General features: G+C 34.9%; 24 protein-coding genes and 2 rRNA genes. 7 read left to right on the top strand and 19 right to left on the bottom strand.

What is annotated here, in order from left to right; genetic code table 11:
• Window positions 1–142: 142 nt before the first annotated feature.
• The 6 genes from GH741_RS09010 to GH741_RS08985 form a co-directional block, all read right to left on the bottom strand.
• Entirely contained in the window at window positions 143–1,249 is a 1,107-nt protein-coding gene (locus tag GH741_RS09010) for a nicotinate phosphoribosyltransferase (protein ID WP_153736469.1), read from the bottom strand.
• Window positions 1,250–1,438: 189 nt separating this feature from the next.
• Window positions 1,439–3,694, bottom strand: coding sequence for a DNA translocase FtsK (locus GH741_RS09005; protein ID WP_153736468.1), 2,256 nt, complete (start codon window positions 3,692–3,694; stop codon window positions 1,439–1,441).
• Between the two features lie 127 nt (window positions 3,695–3,821).
• Window positions 3,822–4,427 (bottom strand): YtpR family tRNA-binding protein, encoded by a 606-nt coding sequence (gene ytpR, locus GH741_RS09000; RefSeq protein WP_153736467.1) that lies wholly within the window; start codon window positions 4,425–4,427, stop codon window positions 3,822–3,824.
• A gap of 3 nt (window positions 4,428–4,430) precedes the next feature.
• Window positions 4,431–5,258, bottom strand: coding sequence for a DUF1444 domain-containing protein (locus GH741_RS08995; RefSeq protein ID WP_153736466.1), 828 nt, complete (start codon window positions 5,256–5,258; stop codon window positions 4,431–4,433).
• A 198-nt stretch (window positions 5,259–5,456) separates the two neighbouring features.
• Window positions 5,457–5,768, bottom strand: coding sequence for a thioredoxin family protein (locus tag GH741_RS08990; RefSeq protein WP_153736833.1), 312 nt, complete (start codon window positions 5,766–5,768; stop codon window positions 5,457–5,459).
• 16 nt (window positions 5,769–5,784) lie between these two features.
• Window positions 5,785–6,825: a PTS sugar transporter subunit IIC gene (locus tag GH741_RS08985; protein WP_153736465.1), complete on the bottom strand. Its 1,041-nt coding sequence runs from the start codon at window positions 6,823–6,825 to the stop codon at window positions 5,785–5,787.
• 177 nt (window positions 6,826–7,002) lie between these two features.
• On the opposite strand from GH741_RS08985, the gene GH741_RS22290 reads away from it, so the two are divergent.
• On the top strand, window positions 7,003–9,108 hold the full coding sequence (locus GH741_RS22290) for a methyl-accepting chemotaxis protein (RefSeq protein ID WP_153736464.1): 2,106 nt from the start codon (window positions 7,003–7,005) through the stop codon (window positions 9,106–9,108).
• A gap of 59 nt (window positions 9,109–9,167) precedes the next feature.
• On the opposite strand, the gene GH741_RS08975 is transcribed toward GH741_RS22290, so the two are convergent.
• Window positions 9,168–9,692 (bottom strand): hypothetical protein, encoded by a 525-nt coding sequence (locus GH741_RS08975; RefSeq protein ID WP_153736463.1) that lies wholly within the window; start codon window positions 9,690–9,692, stop codon window positions 9,168–9,170.
• A 200-nt stretch (window positions 9,693–9,892) separates the two neighbouring features.
• Here GH741_RS08975 and GH741_RS08970 point away from each other — a divergent pair, with 200 nt between their 5' ends.
• Window positions 9,893–10,333 carry a YtoQ family protein gene (locus GH741_RS08970; RefSeq protein WP_153736462.1) on the top strand — a complete coding sequence of 147 codons (441 nt, stop codon included), beginning with the start codon at window positions 9,893–9,895 and terminating at the stop codon, window positions 10,331–10,333.
• A gap of 56 nt (window positions 10,334–10,389) precedes the next feature.
• Here GH741_RS08970 and GH741_RS08965 read toward each other — a convergent pair whose 3' ends face one another.
• On the bottom strand, window positions 10,390–10,947 hold the full coding sequence (locus tag GH741_RS08965; RefSeq protein WP_153736461.1) for a DUF84 family protein: 558 nt from the start codon (window positions 10,945–10,947) through the stop codon (window positions 10,390–10,392).
• A 114-nt stretch (window positions 10,948–11,061) separates the two neighbouring features.
• Complete coding sequence (locus tag GH741_RS08960; RefSeq protein ID WP_153736460.1) at window positions 11,062–12,129, bottom strand: M42 family metallopeptidase; 1,068 nt, start codon at window positions 12,127–12,129, stop codon at window positions 11,062–11,064.
• Between the two features lie 142 nt (window positions 12,130–12,271).
• Here GH741_RS08960 and GH741_RS08955 point away from each other — a divergent pair, with 142 nt between their 5' ends.
• Window positions 12,272–12,586: a PepSY domain-containing protein gene (locus tag GH741_RS08955; RefSeq protein ID WP_153736459.1), complete on the top strand. Its 315-nt coding sequence runs from the start codon at window positions 12,272–12,274 to the stop codon at window positions 12,584–12,586.
• Between the two features lie 41 nt (window positions 12,587–12,627).
• On the opposite strand, the gene trmB is transcribed toward GH741_RS08955, so the two are convergent.
• Entirely contained in the window at window positions 12,628–13,281 is a 654-nt protein-coding gene (trmB, locus tag GH741_RS08950; protein ID WP_153736458.1) for a tRNA (guanosine(46)-N7)-methyltransferase TrmB, read from the bottom strand.
• 636 nt (window positions 13,282–13,917) lie between these two features.
• Here trmB and GH741_RS08945 point away from each other — a divergent pair.
• Together GH741_RS08945 and GH741_RS08940 are read left to right on the top strand one after the other, a co-directional pair.
• Window positions 13,918–14,088 (top strand): hypothetical protein, encoded by a 171-nt coding sequence (locus GH741_RS08945; RefSeq protein WP_153736457.1) that lies wholly within the window; start codon window positions 13,918–13,920, stop codon window positions 14,086–14,088.
• A 122-nt stretch (window positions 14,089–14,210) separates the two neighbouring features.
• Window positions 14,211–14,498 carry a YtzH-like family protein gene (locus tag GH741_RS08940; protein ID WP_153736456.1) on the top strand — a complete coding sequence of 96 codons (288 nt, stop codon included), beginning with the start codon at window positions 14,211–14,213 and terminating at the stop codon, window positions 14,496–14,498.
• Here GH741_RS08940 and GH741_RS08935 read toward each other — a convergent pair.
• From GH741_RS08935 to GH741_RS08915, 5 genes are all read right to left on the bottom strand, one after another.
• Window positions 14,485–15,291, bottom strand: coding sequence for a phosphotransferase (locus GH741_RS08935; RefSeq protein ID WP_338079324.1), 807 nt, complete (start codon window positions 15,289–15,291; stop codon window positions 14,485–14,487). The two genes, GH741_RS08940 and GH741_RS08935, sit on opposite strands and share 14 nt — an antisense overlap.
• A 124-nt stretch (window positions 15,292–15,415) precedes the next feature.
• Window positions 15,416–16,375, bottom strand: a complete 960-nt coding sequence (locus GH741_RS08930; protein WP_153736455.1) for a diacylglycerol/lipid kinase family protein — start codon at window positions 16,373–16,375, stop codon at window positions 15,416–15,418.
• 30 nt (window positions 16,376–16,405) lie between these two features.
• Entirely contained in the window at window positions 16,406–17,314 is a 909-nt protein-coding gene (locus tag GH741_RS22285) for a nuclease-related domain-containing protein (RefSeq protein WP_338079323.1), read from the bottom strand.
• A 13-nt stretch (window positions 17,315–17,327) separates the two neighbouring features.
• Window positions 17,328–17,891, bottom strand: coding sequence for an RNA 2',3'-cyclic phosphodiesterase (thpR, locus tag GH741_RS08920; RefSeq protein WP_153736454.1), 564 nt, complete (start codon window positions 17,889–17,891; stop codon window positions 17,328–17,330).
• Window positions 17,892–17,950: 59 nt separating this feature from the next.
• Window positions 17,951–18,967, bottom strand: a complete 1,017-nt coding sequence (locus GH741_RS08915) for a potassium channel family protein (protein ID WP_153736453.1) — start codon at window positions 18,965–18,967, stop codon at window positions 17,951–17,953.
• A gap of 147 nt (window positions 18,968–19,114) precedes the next feature.
• On the opposite strand from GH741_RS08915, the gene GH741_RS08910 reads away from it, so the two are divergent.
• The gene (locus GH741_RS08910) at window positions 19,115–19,333 is read left to right on the top strand and encodes a DeoR family transcriptional regulator (protein WP_153736452.1); all 219 of its coding nucleotides are present in this window, start codon (window positions 19,115–19,117) and stop codon (window positions 19,331–19,333) included.
• A 62-nt stretch (window positions 19,334–19,395) separates the two neighbouring features.
• Here GH741_RS08910 and GH741_RS08905 read toward each other — a convergent pair whose 3' ends face one another.
• Window positions 19,396–20,106, bottom strand: coding sequence for a pseudouridine synthase (locus GH741_RS08905; protein WP_153736451.1), 711 nt, complete (start codon window positions 20,104–20,106; stop codon window positions 19,396–19,398).
• Window positions 20,107–21,753 (bottom strand): putative polysaccharide biosynthesis protein, encoded by a 1,647-nt coding sequence (locus tag GH741_RS08900; protein ID WP_153736450.1) that lies wholly within the window; start codon window positions 21,751–21,753, stop codon window positions 20,107–20,109.
• A gap of 243 nt (window positions 21,754–21,996) precedes the next feature.
• Between GH741_RS08900 and GH741_RS08895 the strand changes: the two genes are divergently transcribed.
• The gene (locus tag GH741_RS08895; RefSeq protein WP_153736449.1) at window positions 21,997–23,256 is read left to right on the top strand and encodes a BaiN/RdsA family NAD(P)/FAD-dependent oxidoreductase; all 1,260 of its coding nucleotides are present in this window, start codon (window positions 21,997–21,999) and stop codon (window positions 23,254–23,256) included.
• Between the two features lie 259 nt (window positions 23,257–23,515).
• Here GH741_RS08895 and rrf read toward each other — a convergent pair.
• Window positions 23,516–23,631: ribosomal RNA gene (rrf, locus tag GH741_RS08890) — 5S ribosomal RNA — on the bottom strand.
• Window positions 23,632–23,737: 106 nt separating this feature from the next.
• A 23S ribosomal RNA gene (locus GH741_RS08885) occupies window positions 23,738–23,850 on the bottom strand; the annotation flags it as partial.

Here is a 23,850-nt window from a genome sequence, read left to right as displayed (position 1 = left end):
ACCTCCAAAAAAATGAGTGATTTACTCTAATTTATATTTCACTCGGTTAACTATTTAATTATTATAGCAAATCAAATCCCCTAGGTGTATAAATCCAAGCTATTTTTTTGCTATCTAGTGAATTAATTAGGGTAATGTTATCTTATGTTACATACTCAACTTTTTTCAAGCGGGGATTTGGGCGGAATTGTCTTCCATCCTTCGCCTGATGAACCCCGTTTAACATTACATTATCACCTGTAAATCCAATATGAATGTTCAAAAGGTTCCTGCCAACTCCATACATATCAACGGGGACATTTAATTTTTCGAATTCACGGATACGACTCTCAGTAAATCCACCGCTTGCAATAATCTTAACATGATGAAAACCCTCTTGATCTAGTGCACTTCTTAATGCAAATACTAGTTCAGGATTGACTCCTCTAGGATCAAAAGTTCCCATTATATCCTGATTCCTTAAGAAATACTTATCTACCATATTTTTAGAAGTATCCAACCGGACACCTCTTAACTGATCACCAAATTCACGAGCAACTCTCAACGAGTCTACAATAACATCATTATTATAATCGACTAATACCATTAATTCATCATTGGGGTACACCTCTTTGTAGGCATTTGCAGCAGCTACAACATCCCCCTCGAACATTTGAATCATTGCATGCGGCATCGTTCCCATTCCCTGCTTGCCCCACCATTCGTTCATTGCATGTGTGGCTTGGGCAGTAGAACCACCGATAAATGCAGCATATCCATCTCCAGCTTGCTGGGTATAATGGTCATCTCTATCTCCCATAAATATAATCGGCTTCTGTTTTCCAGAAGTTCTTGCGGCTTTCACCACATTATATACATTTGTTGCTACAGAAGTTCTCCTAGCCAAAATACCATCTATAATACCCTCCAAATAGCCAAAGTATTGGTAAGGCCCTGTAACAGTCAACACCGTTTCATACGGTTTAATCTTATCACCATCTGTAAGAGAATGTATCTCTAATTGTTCTGGGTGTTTTGCAAAAGCATGTAATAAAGCAATAGCTTCATCAGTTCCACATAAAACTGCACTATTTTTCTGAAAAAACTGCATAGTAATTTGGTTGTCAGGAACAAGCCTTTCAGCTATCTCCTTTGTTTTAAGAAAATAAACGGCTGAAAACCAACCTTCTTTAATCCGTTCGTCAAATTTAAATGTCTTATTGGTTAATCGTTCAATTTCCCCATTCAATTTACGTGTGATTTCTTTCATTACAATAACTCCTATCTTTTTATCCATTACAATTTACTCAGCATTGGTAGTAAGATTCTATTTCCGTCATCTAATAACTATTGTCTATCATATAAGAATAGGCTCATTTCGACAAGTAATTTTACACCAGTACACCAGTAAAAGATGGTAAAAGATCATGTGTTTTGGTTTATAATTATAAATTAGCATTCAACTATAATAAGTATTCTTACCGTTGTTGTCTACATTATCACTAGTGCCATAAAGCAACTGATCGAGTTCCACCGTAGTTATAAGTATATCACGGGGTTTACTACCTTTTTGCTCGGATATAATTCCGTTGGCTTCCATATGATCGATTAATCTCGCAGCCCTATTATACCCTATCTTAAACCTCCTCTGAAGCAAAGAAGCACTAGCGCCCTTTTGTTGGACAACGAAGTCAACCGCCTCTAAGTAGATTTCATCACCTTCATCTTCATCAGTAGCTAGTATTTGAAGCAATTGGTCTTGTTCAAATAGATATTGAGGGGGTGCTGTTTTCTTCACAAAATTGGTAACTCTCTCTATCTCTTCATCAGAAACAAATGCACCTTGAATTCTAACAGATTGACCAACCCCATTTTCTAGAAACAACATATCTCCTTTACCTAGTAACTTTTCAGCTCCATTAGAATCGAGTATTGTTCTAGAATCTACTTGAGAAGAAACACTAAAAGCAATCCTAGTTGGAATATTTGCCTTAATTAATCCGGTAATGACATCCACTGAAGGACGCTGAGTTGCTAACAATAAATGGATTCCACATGCTCTTGCCTTTTGAGCTATTCTGCATATGGCATCTTCCACATCCTGCGGGGCAGCCATCATTAGGTCTGCTAGCTCATCAATAACAATGACAAGATATGGTAACTTCTCTTTGTTCCTATTTTGAGTTAACATTTTCTGATTGTAGCGCTCAATGTCACGAGCACCTTCTTTTACAAATTTTTCATAACGTTCTTCCATTTCAGCAACAGCCCACTTTAATGCGGAGGTTGCAGCCTTTACGTCAGTAATAACTGGTGACACCAAATGTGGGAGGTCGTTATAAGGTGCCAATTCAACCATTTTTGGGTCGATAAGCAAGAACCGTACATCTTCGTGGCTAGCTTTATACAGTAAACTAATCAATATTGTATTAATACAAACACTTTTCCCTGAACCCGTAGCACCGGCTATTAAGCCATGGGGCATCTTTTTTAAATCAGTAACTTTTGCTTTGCCTGCTATATCTAATCCAAGAGCAACTAATAATGGCGAAGAATCATCTTGGAATATTCTAGTTTCAAATATTTCATGTAATCCAACAGCTTGAGAAACAGGATTCGGAATTTCAATACCAATTGTATTTTTGCCGGGGATAGGTGCCTCCATTCTTATATCTCTAGCAGACATATTTAATTTAATATCATCGCTCAGGTTTTTTATTTTGCTAACTTTTACACCAGGATCAGGCTGTATTTCAAAACGTGTAACCGCTGGTCCACTCATAGCATTAACTACCTTCGCTCGAACATGAAAATGCTTTAGTGTTGTCTCCAATAATTCCGTTTGTTGTTTCACCCATGTTTGATCTTCATGTGTCCTCTTTAATTGATCATTCAATAAATACATTGGAGGTTGTTTTTCAGAATTATTTATTTGTGTTTTTTGGGCGTCGGCTTGTTTAACTAAACGTGATTTTTTATCTCTTGGAGTCATTATCACATTAAAAGGAGCTGTTTTTTTACCACGATTAACATCTTGTTTAGGTTCTATTTCCCTTTTTTTGATTTCTTTATTGTGTGTACTATCACGATTGATTATTTCTTCATTCAAACTTGTGGTTTCTGATTTACTAAAGTATGTTTCATTCTTTTGCTCAACTTGGCTAGTACCACTTGACACTTCTTTTAGGTTGGAAGAATCTTTTTCAACTTCTATTTTCTCATCATTGTTAGGATATAAATTATCTTGATGAGCATTATATGAATCAACCGTACTTTTTTCTTTAACAGGAATTAGCATATCTTCATGTTCATTAACTAGGGTGTCTTTTTTTCGGAGATAGGCGGGAATTTCTTCTACCTCATTAATTGATTTAGTTCTTTGGTTAAAACCAAAAATTGGTGATGGTACATCACTTGGCTCGAATTTCCTACAAGATTTTTCCTCTTTAGAATCACGATAATTCACTTGTACATCTTCTACATATCTTTTCTTTTCTAGTTGATCAGACGAATTATGAGAGTAATCCGATTCAGTCTTCGGACTATCTGGAATTACCGGAAAATTAAAAGGTTTTTCTTTAGGATACTGATACGACATTTTCGTATGCACACTGTTCGTATTCCTACTATTCATCTTATTTTTAGGCTGTACTTCATCCATTAAAGTCTCTGAATCAAACATTCGTTTTAATTTGTGTTTAAAAAGTTTCCACATAATCTTCCACACTTTCTATCGATTTCAATCCTACTTTTAGTTTAACAGGTTTTAAGAATTCTTGGGAAAGGTAAATAAAATAAAAGAACCTTTGCCGATGATTTACATGACAAAGGTTTACTAACTTTTAAAAATCAAATGCTTGTCCAGTTTGATAGCTATTATCTAGTATATATATTCCTTTTTCTTTAGGAGCGTTTGGCATTCCAAGTTCCTTTTGTGAACATATCATTCCAATGGATTCTACCCCTCTTAACTCAGTAGGCTTAATCTCCATTCCGCTAGGCATTATAGCCCCGACTTTCGCAACAACTACTTTTTGATTTGCATCTATGTTTGGTGCACCACAAACAATTTGCAATGTTTGATTACCAATATCAACCTTACAAACACTAAGCTTATCTGCGTTTTCGTGTTGGCTCTTCTCAGTTACATAACCTACTACAAATTTTGGTGTGATATCTATATCTAGAGTATCATTTAAATCATTTACGGTGAAAACTTCTTTTAATTTATTTAATAAGTTTTCTGTAAGTAAAATTTTTCCCGTTTCTTCTAATTGAAAGTATTTAGAAGCATTAAAAACATTATAACCAAGTACTTGTTTGTCATTGGAATCAATTATTTTAACTATATCCCCAAATCTTTCATAATCGGTTTGGTACCTTTCTCCCTGCTTCAAAGGAAAAATCAATACATCGCCAATTCCTTTCGCATTATAAAAAACATCCATTTTTTATTCTTCCCTTCGAGGTTCACTTTGATTTGTCGGCTTATTTTTTGCTAATATAAAAATAGGTTCTAATTTTTTATTCTCGTATATAAACGGTAATGAAGTGATAGGTACTCTACCTTCTGCGAAGAATTTCATCATCATTTGCGCTAATATATCATAGCCCATATCATTTTGAATATCAGCAATAATTAATACATCCTGGTGTGGCACAGCAACAGCTAGATCCCCTTTACTGTTTGCTTTCATTTCCTCAAGTAAGGATTCATTTAGAATACGACTTGCATCATAGCCATCCTGGCTTGACATAAAATAAAAGTCATTGTCTGCTACTCTATCCTGCTTTAAGTTTGAAGGTAGAGAGCGAACGTTAAATATTGAAATTTCCCGGATTCTCTCCATTGTCCATGATTCTTTTTTTAGCATTTCTTCGTCAATTAATTTATAAGTTTTCCCTAAATCCAATGCGTAATAAATTCGGGTTTCTGCCGTGTGTTCAGAATATACTAGTTTTAACCCTTTTTTTGTTTTAGTGGGAAAGGAAGTAGAACGGATGACTGGGTAAATACTTTTCTCCTCGCCAGTTAACTCGTGAGTTTCGTTCATTATTTTCAAGGCCTCTTTTATATGGTATTCCAAATCCTCTAAAGCCTCTTCTCCCTTTTGCTCATATTTGGCAATAACATTTGGAATTGTAATTGAAATTCCTTGTCTTGTATCTTTCCACTCGACCCGAAAGATGTCTTTATCCCGATTAAACGAAGTGTGCCAGTCTGGGTTTTTCAACCTCTCATCTAATATGTTTTTCATTTTTATACTTGTCATTTTCATAAAAACATTCCTCCTTAAGGGAAGAAAATAACTAATTATTATTTTAGCAATGCCTCCTGAATGAAACAACTCATTTGCAATTTCATACAGAAGATTACTATTATTCTAGGTACTGAAGGATTTACTCCAGATACTTTTGGAAATTAACTATTTGAGCCATTCAGCTATTCCGATGGATTAAAAATAAATCAATTCAAATTAGGATAATTCATCAATAAACAACTCAATCTCTTCCTTCGTTTTACGATCTTTACTAACAAAACGGCCAATCTCCACACCATTTTCAAATGCTAAGAAACTTGGTATTCCGAATACATCATTAGCCTGACAAATATCGATAAATTGATCACGGTCTACATATACAAAGGTGAATTGATTATATTTTTGTTCAATCTCCGGGAGTACTGGCTCAATAACTCGGCAATCTGGGCACCAGTCAGCTGAAAACATTAAGATTGTCTTACCTTTCATATAACCGTCTAATTCTTCTTTTGATTGCAACTCTTTCATAGTTCCACCTCTTTTATTACTCATAATTAATTTTCATGTCGCCTAACTTAATCCAGCCTTTTTTACGGAACCACTCTGATACAGCTAAACTAATTATTGCCGTTCCCACGATATGTAAAAATAAGATAATCCAAAAGTTACTTAGACTAAAGCCCATTGATTCTAATGTCATTATCTGACCAACAAATCCAGCCGTACCCATTCCCGCACCCAGGGAGTTATTCGTCATCTCAAATAAGACACTGGCAAATGGTGCCATGATAATTCCAGCAATTGTTGGTGGCAGAATTATAATTGGCTTTTTTATAATATTTGCTACTTGAAGCATAGATGTTCCTATACCTTGAGCAAGTGCACCACCCATTCCATTGTCTCGATAGCTCGAAACGGCAAAACCAACCATCTGAGCTGCGCAACCAACGGTAGCCGCTCCGGCTGCAATTCCATCTAATGATAGCATAATTGCAATAGCCGCACTGGATATAGGGGCCGTTAACGCCCAACCCATTAAAACAGCTACGATAATCCCCATTATGAACGGTTGTTGTTCGGTTGACCAATTAATCACATTACCGAATCCAGTCATAAAAGTATTAATTGGTGCCCCGATGATCTTTCCCGCGGTAAAGCCAACAACTATGGTTAGAAATGGAGTTAAAAGAATATCAACCCTTGTTTCTTTGTAGATTAGTTTTCCAAACTCCGTTGCAAATAATGCAGCAACATAACTTCCTGCAGGTCCACCTAAGTCATATCCATAAGCTCCGGCAAACAAAGCTGAAAAAATAACTAAAGGCGGGGCCTTTAATCCATAAGCAATAGCTACACCAATAGCTCCTCCGACAATTTTAGGGTCCATAGCAAATGCGCCCATTTCTCTAAGCATATCAAATAGTCCAAGTGATCCGAACAGTTTAGGTAATTGTTGGCCCAACGTTTGGATGATTAGACCAATGATAAGGGAAGAAAAAAGTCCAAGTGCCATATAACTAAGGGCCGTTATAAAGTATTCTTTAGGTGATAGTGATACCCCTTTTTTGTTTAGGAATTGTTTCATTATAATTCTCCTTTTTAATATCTTAAAAGTTAATCATACACAATTAAATTGTCTATCTCAATTGTATCTACCTGACTTTTTTCGACAAAGTCTCGAATTGGAATTGTAATCCAATTATATAATCTCTATAATTATAATATAATTTTATAAAATAGATAAATATTTTGGGGGGATTATGTGCATTCAATTCGCAATCGACTTCGGTACGTACTTATACTATCAATTGTAAGCATTTCTGTATTAAGTGCATTCACGTTTTATTTTTTTTACCAGCAATCGGAATGGACAGCTGAGACTACTAAACTTCAAGGTGCTTTGCTACATAGTGAACTAATTAACAACGAATTAGCTGTTACAAATCAAAAGGAGCAACAATTCTTTCATGAACCTTCGGAGGCTCATTCAGAAGAAATGAGGAAATCTATCACCAGCTTACAAGAGTTAGCTAAGGAATATACAACAACATATTCCGATTTTCCACAGATTGCGAGTAATTTCTCCGATATCTCAGAAAGCGCCAATACTTACATAGAACAGTTAGAGCCAATGGTGAATATGTATCGTTTAGTTGGCTTTTCCGATGAAGAGGGTCTACAAAAGAACATTAATGAATCTTATCAGGTTTTGTACAACACGATTGAATCGACTGAAAACCTTGAATTAATTAATGCAGTCCTTCAAATAAAACTAGAAGAAAAAAATTATTTAGCTAATCCTGAGGAAGAGAATTCTGAATTTGATATGGCTGTTAGAAATTTTTCTACTCTTATGAATGATTCAAACATTGCTGATCAAGATAGAAGTCTTGTGAGTAGTAGCTTATTAAGGTATCAACAAGCTGTTCATTCCGTTTCTAATACGCTAACTCAAGCAGACTCAATTAAAAGTTCATTTGAAAATGTCGCTGCTGAAGTAGCTACAAAAGTTATTAATGTGCAAGAAAGTGCCGCATCAATGAACCAACAAATTAGTTTATCCCAACAACAAGCGAAACAAAGGATGATACTCGTATTCACTATTACTGGAGTAATAGTTCTATTAACTATGTTAATCACCGGTTCTATTCTAATTCGCTCAATTGGAAACTCAATTTTAACACTAAAGCATGGGGCCCAACAAATTGGTGATGGGGATCTATCTCATCGTGTTCCAATTAGGACAAAGGATGAAATGGCTGAGCTAGCGAGAACATTTAATAATATGGCTACAAAAATGGAAATTTCTATGCTAAAGGTTCAAAATGCTTCTAAGGTTTTGAGTGATTCTTCCTCCAATTTAGCTGCTGTATCAGAGCAATCAACTGCACAGGCGGAAGAGGTAAATGACTCTATTAACCATGTAGCAGCAGGATCACAACAACAGGCTGCTCAAATAGAAGAAAGTACACACTTAATTGAAGAAGTATCAGTTGCAATTCAAGAGAGTAATTCAGCTGTAGATGACATCTCTTTATCACTTAAACAAGCGGAAGAGGAAGGTAATTACGGCTTAGATACAATGAATACACTAGAGAGCACTTCCTCTTCATTCATTGAACTTGCTAGTCATCTAACAAAACAGGTACAAGAAACTGCAAAGCAATCACAACAGATTTCTACCATTGTTACTGCTATTGAAGAAATCGCTGATAGTACTAATCTACTTGCGTTAAATGCTGCTATTGAATCTGCTAGAGCTGGGGAAAGCGGGAAAGGATTTGCAGTTGTTGCCGATGAAGTACGCAAATTAGCGGAGCGTTCCAAGAATGAAGCACAAGATATTTATCAGTTAGTAAATAAAATAAAAAACCAAATGAACCGGTTGACCGAAGATGCTAGTCAGTTTGATAATTTTCAACAAACCCAGAAAGATAATGTTTCTAGAACTAAAGATGCTTTCAACCGAATTTCTAATCATATATATGATATGGACTCCAAAATTAAGAAAGTAGTAGCATCAATTCAAGACGTTAGCGGAGCTAATAACAATTTAAAAGACAAGTTAAATGAGATTAATATTATATCAGAAGAAGCTGTCGCTACAGCTGAAGAAGTATCTGCATCAAGTGAGGCACAGGCCCAATCAATTGAGCATGTGGGTGAAGCGGCTATCAAATTACAAGATATTTCTCAAGAGCTTTCCGCAGAGGTAGGTCAATTTATTCTTAGTGAATCATCTAACAACACAAAAGAACTGACTAATGCGGAAAATTCACAAGATAGAGAATTGGTTAAAGATGAGCTCACTAATAATGAAGCTGAATTGAATAAATCAGATCCTACCTATCGGAAAAACATTTCTTAAGGAATAAAAAAATACATTATAAAAACACGAATTCCTAGTTTGGAATTCGTGTTTTTATATTAATCTTGTTTAGTATAAGCGATTGAGTTTGCCATTTTCATCATTTCTTCGGTGTCTTCTACCAATTGATCTTTCGATGTACGGGTAGTTATTTTAACACCACCAACGCCTATTTGAAGTTCATAGGAGTCCTCTTCTGTTGATAAAACCTTAATGTAACCAAACCTATTTTCATCCTCAAATGATTCTAACAAGGTTGACTCGTCTATACTTTCTGCTGCTTTATAATTCAGTTCACTTGTTGTATCTTCTAACGCATTGTAAAACAAGATATAAGTTTGATCGTCCCTTTGTAAAATTAAATTACTCATAGTTTCCTCAGTAATTTCAAAACCACCGGGCAAGTATAAAGAAAAATTTTCTAGTTCAGTATTTGTATCAACACTTTCTTGTTGAAAAGTATTTATTGCCACTTCTTGAGTTTCCTCTAAAACTTGTTCTTCTGATTTCAGACTACATCCAGCTAAACTAGTAAATAGTAGTATTACTGAGATTACGAAAAGACTAACTTTAAATCTGTTCATAAATAAATCCTCCTGTAAACCTAGTTCTTTTCCCCTACTTCTATAATACTATTAATCGAGGATTTGACAAGAAATGATTTGTTTCACTTTTGTTTCATTTGTATTTCAATTCTTTGAAAGTAATATATGGAATAGATATACTTAAATACATAGCAAAATTTACCGCTATTCTAAAAACCTATTTAGGAGGAATAATCTATATGGAATTAACTGTATATTTAGCAGGACAAATTCATGACGACTGGCGCGATCACTTAAAAAATAAGGCAAATCAAAAAGAATTACCTATACTTTTCGTCGGTCCACAAGAAAACCATGAACTTTCTGATAATATTGGTGAAAAGATAATGGGCGCTCAACCGGATAATTTATATAAGGATGATGCAGCTTCAGACATTAATAATTTTAGAACCTCGGTGTTAATGCAAAAATCAGATGTTGTCATTGCTCTTTTTGGTGAAAAATACAAACAATGGAATACAGCGATGGACGCATCAACTGCTATTAGTCTCAGCAAACCGACTATTATAGTAAGACCCAAATCCCTAATTCACCCATTAAAAGAATTATCAAATAAGGCAAATGTTACCGTTGAAACTATTGATCAGGCACTAGAAGTAATTGACTATTGCTTCGTTTAACTGGCCTGTAATCACATCCCTTTAAGAGGTGTTAAGGATAAAACTTAACGCCTCTTTTAACTACCTTCTGTATTTGTTTGTACCGACCCACTAATCCTGGGATTTTTTATATTGAATTCATATTGACCCTTTAAGAGTTTTAACACATGAGTAAACATTTCTTCCCTACTAACTAGCTGATTGGTGAAAATTCCAACAGCTCCCTCTTTTTTTCTTACGTCCTTCATCATGGTATACTCTTCCATCACTTCTCCCAGTTCAACTCCCTTTTCCAACCGTTCTGTTACTTCAGTTGGCAACGGAATTCTGGCACCACTTGCGACAAAAAGTTCTCCATTTTCATCGACAAGGGCCCCCCAGTTACAGAGGAACATCCCTGTTTCTAGTTCCATTACTCCACCTTCTAATCCAATACCTATAGCCCCTTTAGCAAATGAAGCACATTCTTTTGCACGATTAACCGCCCCTTCCAATGTTTCTTCATCGGAAAAGGGTTGTAATGATACTTTTGAAGACACATCAACTTCACTTACTTCAAAGTTAGGAAATACATTGGTAACTGCCTTTATTTTTGTTGGGTTTTTTGAACCAATAAACACTTTCATTTCTGTCATCCTTTGCTCAAAAAATTTAAAGGGATGTTCCTTTTATTATTAAGCCAATAAGGACTAACTTTCAAGGTTTAAATACCCTTATAAGTCAGTCCTATTGGATTTTTTTAAATACTGTTAGCCATTCTTCTTAATTTGTTCAACGGCATTATTATCTGTTGTTTTCACTAATTTAACTAATAATTCTTTAGCAGCAGCATAATCGTCAACATGAATAATAGAAGCATGTGTATGGATGTATCGAGAACAAATACCAACCACTGCGGATGGAACCCCTTCATTAGCTATATGAACTCTTCCTGCGTCTGTACCTCCCTGTGAAATGAAATATTGGTATGGTATGTTGTTTGATTCTGCTGTATCGAGAATAAAGTCTCTAATACCACGATGAGTAATCATAGAGCGGTCAAAGATACGTAATAGTGCACCTTTTCCTAATTGGCCAAATTCCTTGTCATCACCTGACATATCATTAGCTGGAGAAGCGTCTAATGCATAAAAAATATCTGGGTTGATCATATTTGCTGCAACTTGTGCTCCTCTTAATCCTACTTCTTCTTGGACTGTTGCACCAGAAAACAATTGATTTGGTAACTTTTCACCCTGCAACTCTTTTAATAACTCAATAGACAATCCACACCCATATCTGTTATCCCATGCCTTAGCAAGAATTTTCTTATCATTGGCCATTTGTGTAAAAGGAGTTATTGGCAAAATCTGTTGTCCTGGTTTAATGCCAATATTTTTAGCATCACCTTCATCATCTGCACCAATATCAATAAGCATATTTTTTTGTTCCATTGGTTTCTTTCTTTGCTCAGGTGTTAAATTATGGGGGGGGATAGACCCAATCACACCAACAATTGGTCCATTATCAGTCATAATTTGCACTCGCTGTGCTAACAACACTTGTGACCACCAGCCACCTAATGGCTGAAATCGAATCATTCCGTTCTTCGTTATTTGAGTCACCATAAAACCAACTTCATCCATGTGGCCGGCAACCATTACTTTAGGCCCTTGGCCATGTTTAACCCCAAAAACGCCACCAAGACGATCCTGGATAATTTCATCCGAGTATTTTTCAAGTTCTTGTTTCATAAAATTACGAACAAAATGTTCATTTCCAGGAGCACCTTGTAATTCTGTTAAATTACGAAATAGTTCTAATGTTTCCTTTTTCATATGTATTACCTCCATCATTTGTAACCTTTACTTATTGTATCTGATTCAAATAATCCTTTCCACTTTTTAGTAAAGGACTAGGTTTTCTATTTTTCCTAAATTCAGGTATACTAATACTAAAATATTAACTAGAGGTGACAATATGAATTGGAAAAAAATAATCATTGCAGCTGGTTTAGGTGCTGTTGCGGGTTTAATAATTAAAGAAACACTAGTTGATTCTCGTGCAGTTTCCCCCGAAAAAGCATTAAAGGCAGCAAAAGAAACCTTTAAAAAACAAGGACCTATTAGTGGTTCATGGATCTACATGAAACCTGAAGAAATGGTTAAAAATGGTCTAACTTATACTGTATATCGTGGTGGGGTAACAAGAAATATCGATGGTGATAATCAGCAATATGAATTCTTTGTAGATGCAGAAACTGGTACTGTACTAGATGCAGCTCAGTCTGCTTGAGAACACAGGTATGAAAAAAGACTAAAGCCACTACTGTGACTTTAGTCTTTTTTCTGTTTTTTAAATGAAGCTTTGCATCGATAAATCGCTTGTCCCTTTTCCGAGAATTTTTCCTCATATTCAGTCATTACATTTAATGGATCATTTTCTTCATGTAAATTTAATAGTACTTCATCTAATTCCATACCAAATTTCGAAAAACTTACTAGAGAATATTCAAATAAACTCTTGTTATCTGTTTTTAAAATAATTTCCCCATTCTCTGTTAATATATCACGATATTGTTCAAGAAAAGTATTGTAACTTAAACGCCTCTTCTCGTGACGACTTTTAGGCCATGGATCTGAAAAATTCAAATATATCTTTTCTACTTCATTCTCTCCAAAAAACTCTCGTAGATCCTTGGCATCTTCGTTTATTAGTCGAATATTCCCTTGTTCAGAATCTGACACCTTTTGTACAGCACTGACAATAATACTTTTAGCAATTTCGATTCCGATAAAATTTACATCTTTATGTTGTTTTGCCATTCCGGTAATAAATTGTCCTTTTCCAGTTCCAATTTCTAGGTGTATTGGATTGTTATCGTTAAAAACAGTCTTCCATTTATCTTTATGGTCAAAGGGTGTTAGTTCAACTATATGGTTATTCTCCTTAAGAAAGTCATCAGCCCAAGGCTTATTTCTTGCACGCATAAACTTAATCTCCTTCACTATGATATATCGTTTAAAACGATATCATGATTATAAACATCTGTGCAAGCTCTATCTTTAAATTAAGGATCTTTTCATATAGCTTGGTGCTATTAAATGAAAAAAAAAAATGAGTACCAGTTCAGCACCGAGAAAAGAACTACGAAGCATTTATAGAAGACGCAGGCGCATCATATGGGCTCTTAAGACTGTTTTGCTTTCCATAAGTACGAGAAAGGCTCTGACAGTAATACATCGCCCCCAGAAATAGTGTTGTCCCTTCAAGGTATTGGTTTGCTTCCGTGGGAAGTTGAAGCGTTGCCCACGGAAAGCCACTGCCCGAAACAAAGATCAACACGACAGTTACAACGCAATCTATGGTTTTTGCATAAAAAATTACAAACTTATTAAACAAAATCCTTAATTTAACAGCATTTTTTAAAAGTCTTTGAGCAATTTCAACGTTATTAGGAGCATAAGGCAATATATTGAATTATTAGTATAGATATCAAAGTTATATGACTACTACAATATAACAGACTGTTACATTACTTATTATTAATCCTAAGGGCATTTTGATTGGTTGCGCTTTCAGATTTAAGATTAATCTCGTGGCACAAACTAACTACTATATCGGAGTTGAATAATTTGAATTTATTAAAAAGTATTCTAGATCTTGGTGTTCTGGCCTTATTCTCATTTATGTTTGTGGGATATGCATTGTTTATATACCCAGTTGAAATATTAAACCAATTAGTTGATCCTGAAGTAAAACAAAAAAGAGTAAAATATGCACCACAAATTGACTAAAAATAAGATCTCAACATGAAATCTAAACATAATTACAAAAAAGACTGCGTTAATTTTAACGCAGTCTTTTTTGTATAGTTTTATTATTTTTTGAGAAATATACTAATAAAGGTGGGTGCTCTATGTCATTAAATATTTATGATCAAATGGTACTTTTACAGGATATTTTAGGTGAACAATCAGAAGATTGCTGCGGAAGTGTGGCAGAATGTCAACAAATTAAACGAATCGTACAGTCAATGATGGTTAAGGAAACAATTGATAATCAGGAACTATTGCAGTTATTACCAGAAATTTATAATTATGGTAGACAAGGGGAATTAGTCCAAAACCTCGATGAACATATTACAACTAATCAAGAAAACCTTAAAAATTGGGTAAGTATCATTGAAAATACTAGCACACAGTAACCTTTTGGACTAGCCGCTTTAATTCTTTCAATCGTTGAGCGGCCTCCTTGTCTTCTGACCTTTTGCTGTGCCAAATAATGTAGGATATCGCTTCTGTCATTAAATACCAATACATACGGTCGATTAAATGAAGATCTTTTTCTATTCCATAGCTTTCTAACCAATAGTCCCAATCAGCTTCGGGGATATACCATTGAAGAATTGTTCCGATATCCATTGCTGGGTCACCAACTCTTGCATTGTCCCAATCAATTAAATATAATTGTCCATCACCTGAAAGAAGCCAGTTGTTATGATTCATATCACAATGACATACAACTTGTGTGTTAGATTTGATATGAGGTAACATTTCTTCTAAATACTTTAAAGCACGATGGATGTCTATTTGGGAATCAAGTTCTAGGTTTTGTTTAATATCTTTTCTTAAATCTAAAAGGATGTCTTTAGGTTCCATCGGCGTTTTTTCTATTCTCATCAACATGTCCAGTAATTCTGTCGAATGATGAATTTTACTCAGTAATTTGGCAACTTTAGGATGTTGCATTTCCTCAGGTGTAAGTTCACGGCCTTCTAACCACTCCTGTGCCGTAATAACATCGCCATTTTCCATTCGTTTTGTCCACACTAATTTAGGAACAATTCCCTCAGCAGATAAAACTGCTAGAAAGGGGGAGGAGTTTCGTTTCAAAAAGAGGCTCTTTTCATTGTTTTTAGCAAAGTACGCCTCTCCGGTTGATCCGCCCGCAGGTATTATTGTCCAATCTTTTCCAAATATATGTTTAAAGCTATTCACCTTTAATTCCTCAAATCTACTAAAGTTGATATCGATCTTCTGTATTTATTGCGACCAAGATTTGTTATTTAATTACGCTTTAAAAGCAATTCTAGGAGTTACCCTTATAAAAGATTAACCCAAACTAGGAGGTAATTTCAAGAAGATTATTTTCGGACATAGTTCCATTTATTTCCCTAGTGGTACTTTGTTTCATGATTTTACATGAATAACAAGTTCCATATTGTCCATCAACCTGGTAATCTATCAGGGAATCCGAAGAAATTTGCAGGGAAGAAATATATTCGATTGATACCTCTTTAAACCTAATATGTCCTCCCCAAAAAACTGTCACAAACAAAGCCAAAACCTTCCAATGGGAAATATTTTTTATGATAAGCATAGGAAAGACTCTTGGCTGAATTTTTGTATTTGGGATAATTTTCATTCCACCACCATAATAGGAGTGATTAGATATGGTAACCATCCATACATTTTCTAGTTTTCTCTTCTGACCATCTATTACGAGCTCAATTGTTTTTGGTTTAAACTTCCTTAATACGTCTATTAATGCAATCACATATGTTAAAGTTCCTAAATTCCATTTGTTTAGCCAGCCCTTATATTTTGACTGGTTAGCTGTCTTTACAATTTGTGCATCAAAACCAAACCCAATACTATTGGCGAACAATTTTGGTGGCTGTGACTGTCTCTCGTTTATAGTAAAACTACCAGGCCAACACAAGGTAGAATTACCTTCAATAATTCTTTTTAGTATTTTAGATGGATTACCTTTAATCCTATATCCCCTAGCAAAGTCATTACCAGATCCAGCAGGAATAAAGGATAAAGGAACCGATCTATGACTACTAGTTCCATTTAAGACCTCATAAAACGTGCCATCCCCACCAATGACAATAAGGGATTTAATTTGTGTTGGATACATCTTGACCGCTTGTCTTGCCAAAAGTTCAGCATGACCTGGATAGTCAGTTATAAAGCAACGTGATGGTATCTGTTTGAAAAGAATATTCTTTTTCAACTTGTTAAGTATCTTTAATCCCTGACCCTTCCCCGCTATCGGATTCACAATAAAAATATACATATCTTTGCTCCTATTTTCTACTAGTTTAGTTTAGAACTGATAGACATCTTTATCTTCATCCCATTCAGGGCGTCTAACCGATGTTGTATAGCAATGCTTTAATAAACAGTCACATACTTTTAATTGTAGATGCTTTAATGGAGATACAAAATTTCTCTTATCAGTTAACCATTTCTCATGTTGATCGCTACCTATATATTGAGTATTGAAAGGTTCCGTATTGTACTCTATCAAATTGTTTCTAGATAAAATTGTCTTTTTTATCGGAAAGTTTATCTCATACTTGCTTAAAATACTCTTAACAACCTTCTCCGTGCGCTTTAAGGATATCATTGGACTAATTATCCGGCTCCGGATATTATTTTCTTCTAGAAACCATGTACGATCATCACCAGCAACAATAGTAATACTAGATTGATATTCTACTAATCGAATAATCTCAATGCCAAGTGGACTAATTAAAATTAGATCAGTTTCTAAGGTTGTGTTTTTAAGATTGAAAATCGGGTTATAAAGAAGTAAATAGGTATCTGGGAACCGTTGTAAAAAATATTTTAACGTATAATCACTATGAAATTCCTTATCCAGAAAAGACATTTCACTAACGGTTGTCGAGGCCCAATTAAGTTGGAATGGAATTAGCGAATCCAGAAAATACTGTATTAAGGCTGTTTTGTTCGTAGGAATTTCGTTGTTATCCCATTCATTGTCATCTTCTTCAATTTTCTCTCTTTTTTTAAAGAAACTTTTCCACATTGAAAAATTACTTTCTTCCTCCTCTGAAGATGACAAACTATCTTGCTCTTCGATTTCCAACTCCCAAGAATTCAGAAGTTTATTCCAATTGTCTTTTTTCAATCGAATAAATTGTCCTGGGTAATGAAAAATTTCCCTTTGATAACGGGAAATGTAGTCTTGAATTTTGATTAGTTGTGCCACTTTCCCACCTCATTTAGGTTAGCTCTAGAACTTTTATCACTTCATACTTAGGTGATTTATTAGGGTTGATACGATAAACAACAAAGTGATTAACATAAAATTCCTTTGTTTCCACAAAAGTAGATTGGATATCCATTAGAGTAGTATCTGACAAAACGCCTCCGCTCCATTTCTTTGCAAGCGTTACATGTGGCCGATAACCTCTAGATTCTTTTTGGAATCCTAACTGTGCACACGTCTCTTCAACCTTTTCAAACAAATGTTGCAATGGTTGAGTTTTCTTTACTCCTGCAAACAAAACTCTTGGTTTATTTGGATTTCCAAACGTTTCTAACTGTCCAATGGTAAGATTGAAAGATTTAATTGAAATTTGATCCAACTTGACAGTTAGATTTTCCACTTTATCCTCAGGTACCGGACCTAAGAACTTTAATGTAATATGTAAATCATTAGGGTGTGTCCAATTCTTATAAGATACATTGCTATCCTTATTTAACTGTATTTGCCAATCTTCCAACCATTGTTGTATAAAATCGTTTACAGGAACAGCAACGAAGTAATGAGCAGATTGCGTCATAAACTAACCTCCTAGATATCAGATACTGATAACTTGCACCTGAAAACGCAGTTTATGAATTACCATTTGTTATTTAACCTTTGATATGTCTCTTTATCACAAATAGCATATAATTCAGCATTTTCGGGTAATTTTTCATCAAGCATTCGGTTTATACTAAGATTATCTCTATCCGAAATCAACGTGGCTCCCTCTTCAATTAATTCATTAAATGCATCCCGATACGTTAACCAACTCGCAGATCTTTTGATGTAATACAAGTCATCACCATGTGACCTTCTTAGTAACTGGTTATAAACATTAGATATACCTTTTCTGAAGGCGGATCTCACGAATAACGATGAAATTGTTTCATTAGAAATAATGAACTCATCCACTTTCATATATTCAAAATTCTTAATGTGATGTTCCTCCATTACTTCAACTATCGTATGGACATTTGGAGCAATGGATTCTATAGCAGATGCAATTAAAAGAGTTTTCCCATCCGACAGCTGATCATTATTAATTTGATCATCTGAAAAAACTAGAACTGCCTTAGCTCCTTTTATGTTAGCTTTTAAAAGAGTCTCCTGTTCAGACGCATTTCCTTTAATATAATGAATGTTATTATCTAACATCGGTGCTTTTTCAAGGTCGTCAATGATCACGATGTCTATCTTTGGATTTGTATCTACCATTTCTTTTATAGCGAATTTGGCCTTTTGCGACCATCCAATTATAATATAATGATTATTTTCTTCAAACACAATATCACCTTCCAGTCTTTTTTTACGAAAACTAGCTAATCCATCTATTATTTTTCCAATAACGACACCAATAAGACCAATACCGAATATGTATAGGAATAATGCAATAAGCCTTCCGCCAACAGAAATAGGGAAATAATCTCCATAACCAACTGTAGTAACGGTAGTCATTACCCACCAAAAACCATCGAAGTAAGATGGGAATGTTTCTTTTTCAACTTCGACGACTAATATGGACGAAATGATTATTAATAAAACACTAGTAAAAAAAAGTAAACTGTTTGGTATCTTTGTTACCTTTAACATTAGTCTTTTAATTAAAAACATATTTCTCCTCCTTGTTAGAATTTAAAGAATTGTCTGGTAAATTAGATCAAAATCTGGCATTTTAAAGTGAAAGGGTGTAAAATTGAGTTAACTTCTAGATTCACATCCACCACATGTCTAATGAACTGAACATTAAGGAGTGGTTTTTTGAATCAATCAACAACCCGTATGCTTACTCGAGTAAAGGCTGTATATCTTTATATTAGAGAAAACGGTACAGTCTCAACGACGGAACTAGCTGAAGAATTTGGTATTACTGATCGCACGGTTCAACGGGATTTAAATGTCCTTGAACATAATGGTCTTGTAGTGAGTCCAAATCGGGGGAGATGGAGAATCACTAAAAAGAAAGTCAAAATTTCATAAATGCAATGATAGAAAGAAAGGGCTGACTCCCCAATTGTCAGCCTTTTTTTGTTCTATTTTATTTATTTTTCTTTAAGTGACCTATATTCCTGATCTGAGAGTTCACGATACTCCCCTAACTGTAATTCTGGATCAAGAGTTAAATTCCCCATTGATAAACGTTTTAAATAGATTACTTCTTTTTCAACTGCTTGAAACATTCTTTTCACTTGATGGAATTTACCTTCGATAATTGTCACTTCAATTTCTGATATTTCACCTCTAGTTAATATCTTTAAATCAGCAGGTTTCGTTACATAACCATCATCGAGGGCTACTCCTTGATTAAATGTTATAATATCATCTTCAGTAACCCGTCCATCTATTTTAGCATAATAAGTTTTTCCAACCTTTTTTTTAGGTGATAAAAGCTGGTGAGCCAGTTTACCATCATTTGTTAGCAACAATAAGCCCTCAGTATCTTTATCTAACCTTCCGACCGGGAATGGTTCAAAGATGATATCCTCTGGTTCTAATAAGTCTATGACTGTTGATTCTCTTGCATCCTCGGTTGCTGAAATGTAACCAGGAGGCTTATTCATCATCAAATAAATAAATTCTTTATATTCAACAATCTCTCCATAGACTTTTATGATATCTTCATTAGGATCAACGTGTGATTGACTATTTTTAATGGCCTCATCATTCTTAAGTACAGACCCTTTTTTAAGTAAACTTTTAACTTCTTTCCGGCTACCATATCCCATATTAGAGAGCAGCTTATCTATTCTCATTTATTTCCTCCTAAATGTTAGTTTATTTAAAAATTTATCAATGATCCTGACACGATTACCAAGTATTCTTTCTAACAGAGTAGACTGGTAGCTTAACCATAAATAGGTTCCTCCACCAACTAAGACGCAAACAACTAGGATCAATGCGGCAAGTAGTCGCCCATCTTCGTAAGTGATATAAAAACTTAGGACTGTTTTGGTAAGCCAGACTAAAACTCCCATGATAATCGTAAATATAGTAATTAACATCGTTCGTTTTATTAATTGATTGAAATCAAATTCTATGGATTTTTTAATCTTAAATAAATTAAGGATAACTGCCGTAAATACCGATAGCATTGTAGCTATAATAGCCCCTTTTGCTCCGAATAGATGAATAAAAGGTATATTCAAAATTCCTTTCACTAGTAATCCAGCAGTCAAGCTGATCACTGCGAACCTCTGTTGATTGATTCCTTGCAATATAGCTGAAGTCACTGTGAATAGTCCAAAAAACAATGCTACAGGCGCATACCATCTTAGGAGAGTTCCATTAAGTATAATAGTTTGTTCTTTAACGCCATAGAACGTACCCCATGATTCAAAAGAAAGAATCGCCATTCCCACAACAGCTGGGACAATTAATAACATAACAATTTGAAGCGATTGATTAATCTGGTTAAACATCAGTGTTTTATCTTTTTGAACAAATGATTTAGTTAACGCTGGTATAATGGCTAATGATAATCCAGTAGCTAATGTAACAGGAATGATAACTAACTTGTGACCATAAAGATTAATATTGGAAAAAGCAGTCGAGATAATTTCAGTTTGGCCAATTGCTGTCATAGCCCTTGCAAAAGTTAACGCATCTATTTGTTGATAGAGAGGAGTTGCAATCCCAACAAGGACAAATGGTCCAGCATAGCGAAACAATTCTTTAAATAAATCACTAGTTGGTATTTCATAACTTTTATTTTGTAAGCGAACTTGTTTGTCTAGATACGGCTTTCTTCGTTTCCAGTACATAAAGAGAACAATACAAGAAGCAATGGCGCCAATAAATGCAGAAAATGTAGCAAACCCTACAGCAGTTGTAATTGTCCCATTTAAGACATTCACAACAACATGAGCTGAAACGAGTAAAAAGATGATCCTTACTATCTGCTCGATAACTTGAGATACGGCAGTAGGTCCCATTGATTGATACCCTTGAAAAAAACCACGCACGATACTCATTCCTGGAATAAGAATAAGTGCAAAACTTACCATGCGTATAACAGTAGCAACATCTGAAACAGCTATTCCATCTGTATCCTTAGGCAAATACACCTTAGCTAACAATTCAGCGCCAAAGAAAAGCAATAGAAATGCAATTACACCTGTAACGGCCATTAATGTCGTGCCAGCTTTAAACATCCTTCTCCCGGTTTCATAGTCACCAAGAGAATTGTATTTAGAAACAAATTTAGAAACTGCTAATGGAACTCCTATTGTGGACAGGCTAATTAGAATATTATAAGGCCCATAAGCGAATCCATATAGTGTTCCCCCTACATCCCCCACCAGTGCATTAAAAGGTATTACATAGATCATACCTAAAAATTTGGATAAAAAAGTTGCTGCTGTTAATAGCAGTGTTCCCCGAAGTATTGTTGATGTTGCCATATTTTCACCTGCATTTAATTTATTAGTCGAATGAATTCATTTTATCACAAACTAAGAGCTTCTATCATATTTTGTTGTTCATCTACCCTATATCTGACTATTTCAAGATCATATTTAAATAATCAGAAGCTCTTTATATTAAATTGGTGACTTGTTTGATAAGATGATATTGGATATAGCTTGTTTATTAGGAAAAAATAAATTAATCGTCTATAGATGTATTTTAAGAAAGGAATGAACTATTTGACTTATCAAGTCACAGTGATTGGTGGAGGTCCTTCTGGGTTAATGGCTGCTATCGCCGCAGCTGAGAATGGCGCTAAAACCATCCTTATAGATAAAGGAAACAAACTCGGAACAAAATTAGCTATATCTGGTGGTGGCCGCTGTAATGTTACTAACAGGCTACCAAAAGAAGAGGTAATTAAACATATACCTGGAAATGGCCGTTTTTTATATAGTGCATTCTCTATATTTGATAATTACGATATCATTGATTTTTTCGAAGCACTAGGAGTACAGCTCAAAGAAGAAGACCACGGTAGAATGTTTCCAGTTAGTAATTCAGCCAAAAGTGTGGTTAACGCTCTTATTAACCGTCTTAAGGAACTAAATGTAACAATTAGGACAGATTGTCCAGTTAAAACAATTAATTTTGAAGACAAGGAACATGTAATTATTCTTCGATCGGATGAAAAAATTAAGACGAAGGCAGTGGTACTTGCTGTTGGTGGTAAAGCAGTACCTTACACGGGCAGTACTGGAGACGGATATGCATGGGCAAAAAAAGCAGGACATAGCATAACTGAACTCTACCCAACAGAAGTTCCTCTTCTATCTGACGAATCTTTTATTAAGGAAAAGAAATTACAAGGTTTAGCATTACGAGACATTGGCTTAACTGTGTTAAATAGTAAGGAGAAACCAATTATTACTCATCAGATGGATATGCTTTTTACTCACTTTGGAGTATCTGGGCCTGCTGTATTACGATGCTCCCAATTTGTAGTGAAGGAAATGATGAAAGGAAATAAAAAAGTAACAATGGCAATTGATGCTTTACCTCAGAAAAAAGAACAATCTTTATATAGTGAGTATATAGAGATTATGGATAATAACCCCAAAAAAAATGTAAAGAATATTTTTAAAGGTATAGTTCCTGAAAGATATTTGGACTTCCTATTAGAAAAAAACATGATAGATAAGGAAGAAAAGACGGCAAATATTTCCCGGGAAAAGATTAGGGGTTTGATTGCTGATTTTAAACATTTTCAATTTGAAGTTTTTGGTAGTCAGCCAATTGAAAAAGCTTTTGTAACCGGTGGTGGGGTCGCAACAAAAGAAATCATTCCGAATACCATGCAGTCCAAGTTTATGCATGGATTGTACTTTAGTGGTGAAATAATAGATATTCATGGTTATACAGGCGGATATAACATTACCTCAGCCATGATTACTGGTAGAGTTGCTGGTATGAATGCTGCATGGGAATCGATGTCCTAATAAAAAAAGACTATTTTCAAACTTTTATATAACTTGTCGTTACTGGAATACCTATGTGCTTGCCTTTAATCCCTAACATTTCTATGATAAGCTGTTTTGCACTCTTTCCCTTGCCTTTTGTCTCGACAACTTTAGGATACCAAAAGTGAGGGGAATGAGTGTATCTTTGTACTTCTATTAAAGGCTTGTTAGTTAGCATAGAAAAAAAAAACAATACAAAAAACCTTAATGAGTTTATACTCATTAAGGTTTTTTTAGTGCCTAGCAACGTCCTACTCTTGCAGGGGCAAAGCCCCAACTACCATGGGCGCTGGAGAGCTTAACTACTGTGTTCGGCATGGGAACAGGTGTGACCTCTCCGCTATTGTCACTAGACCTAAAGAAATGAAGATATATATACCTTCAAAACTAGATAAGCAATGGGGACATCAAGTTATTCAACGAACGACTTTTCTCTTTGATTCATAAAACTCATATCATTTTAGTTAAGTCCTCGATCGATTAGTATTCGTCAGCTACACGTGTCACCACGCTTCCACCTCGAACCTATCAACCTCATCGTCTCTGAGGGATCTTACTCATTTAAAATGATGG

Source organism: Aquibacillus halophilus (assembly GCF_009649745.1).
GTDB lineage: Bacteria > Bacillota > Bacilli > Bacillales > Amphibacillaceae > Aquibacillus > Aquibacillus halophilus.
This window is presented reverse-complemented; position numbering and strand designations above follow the sequence as displayed.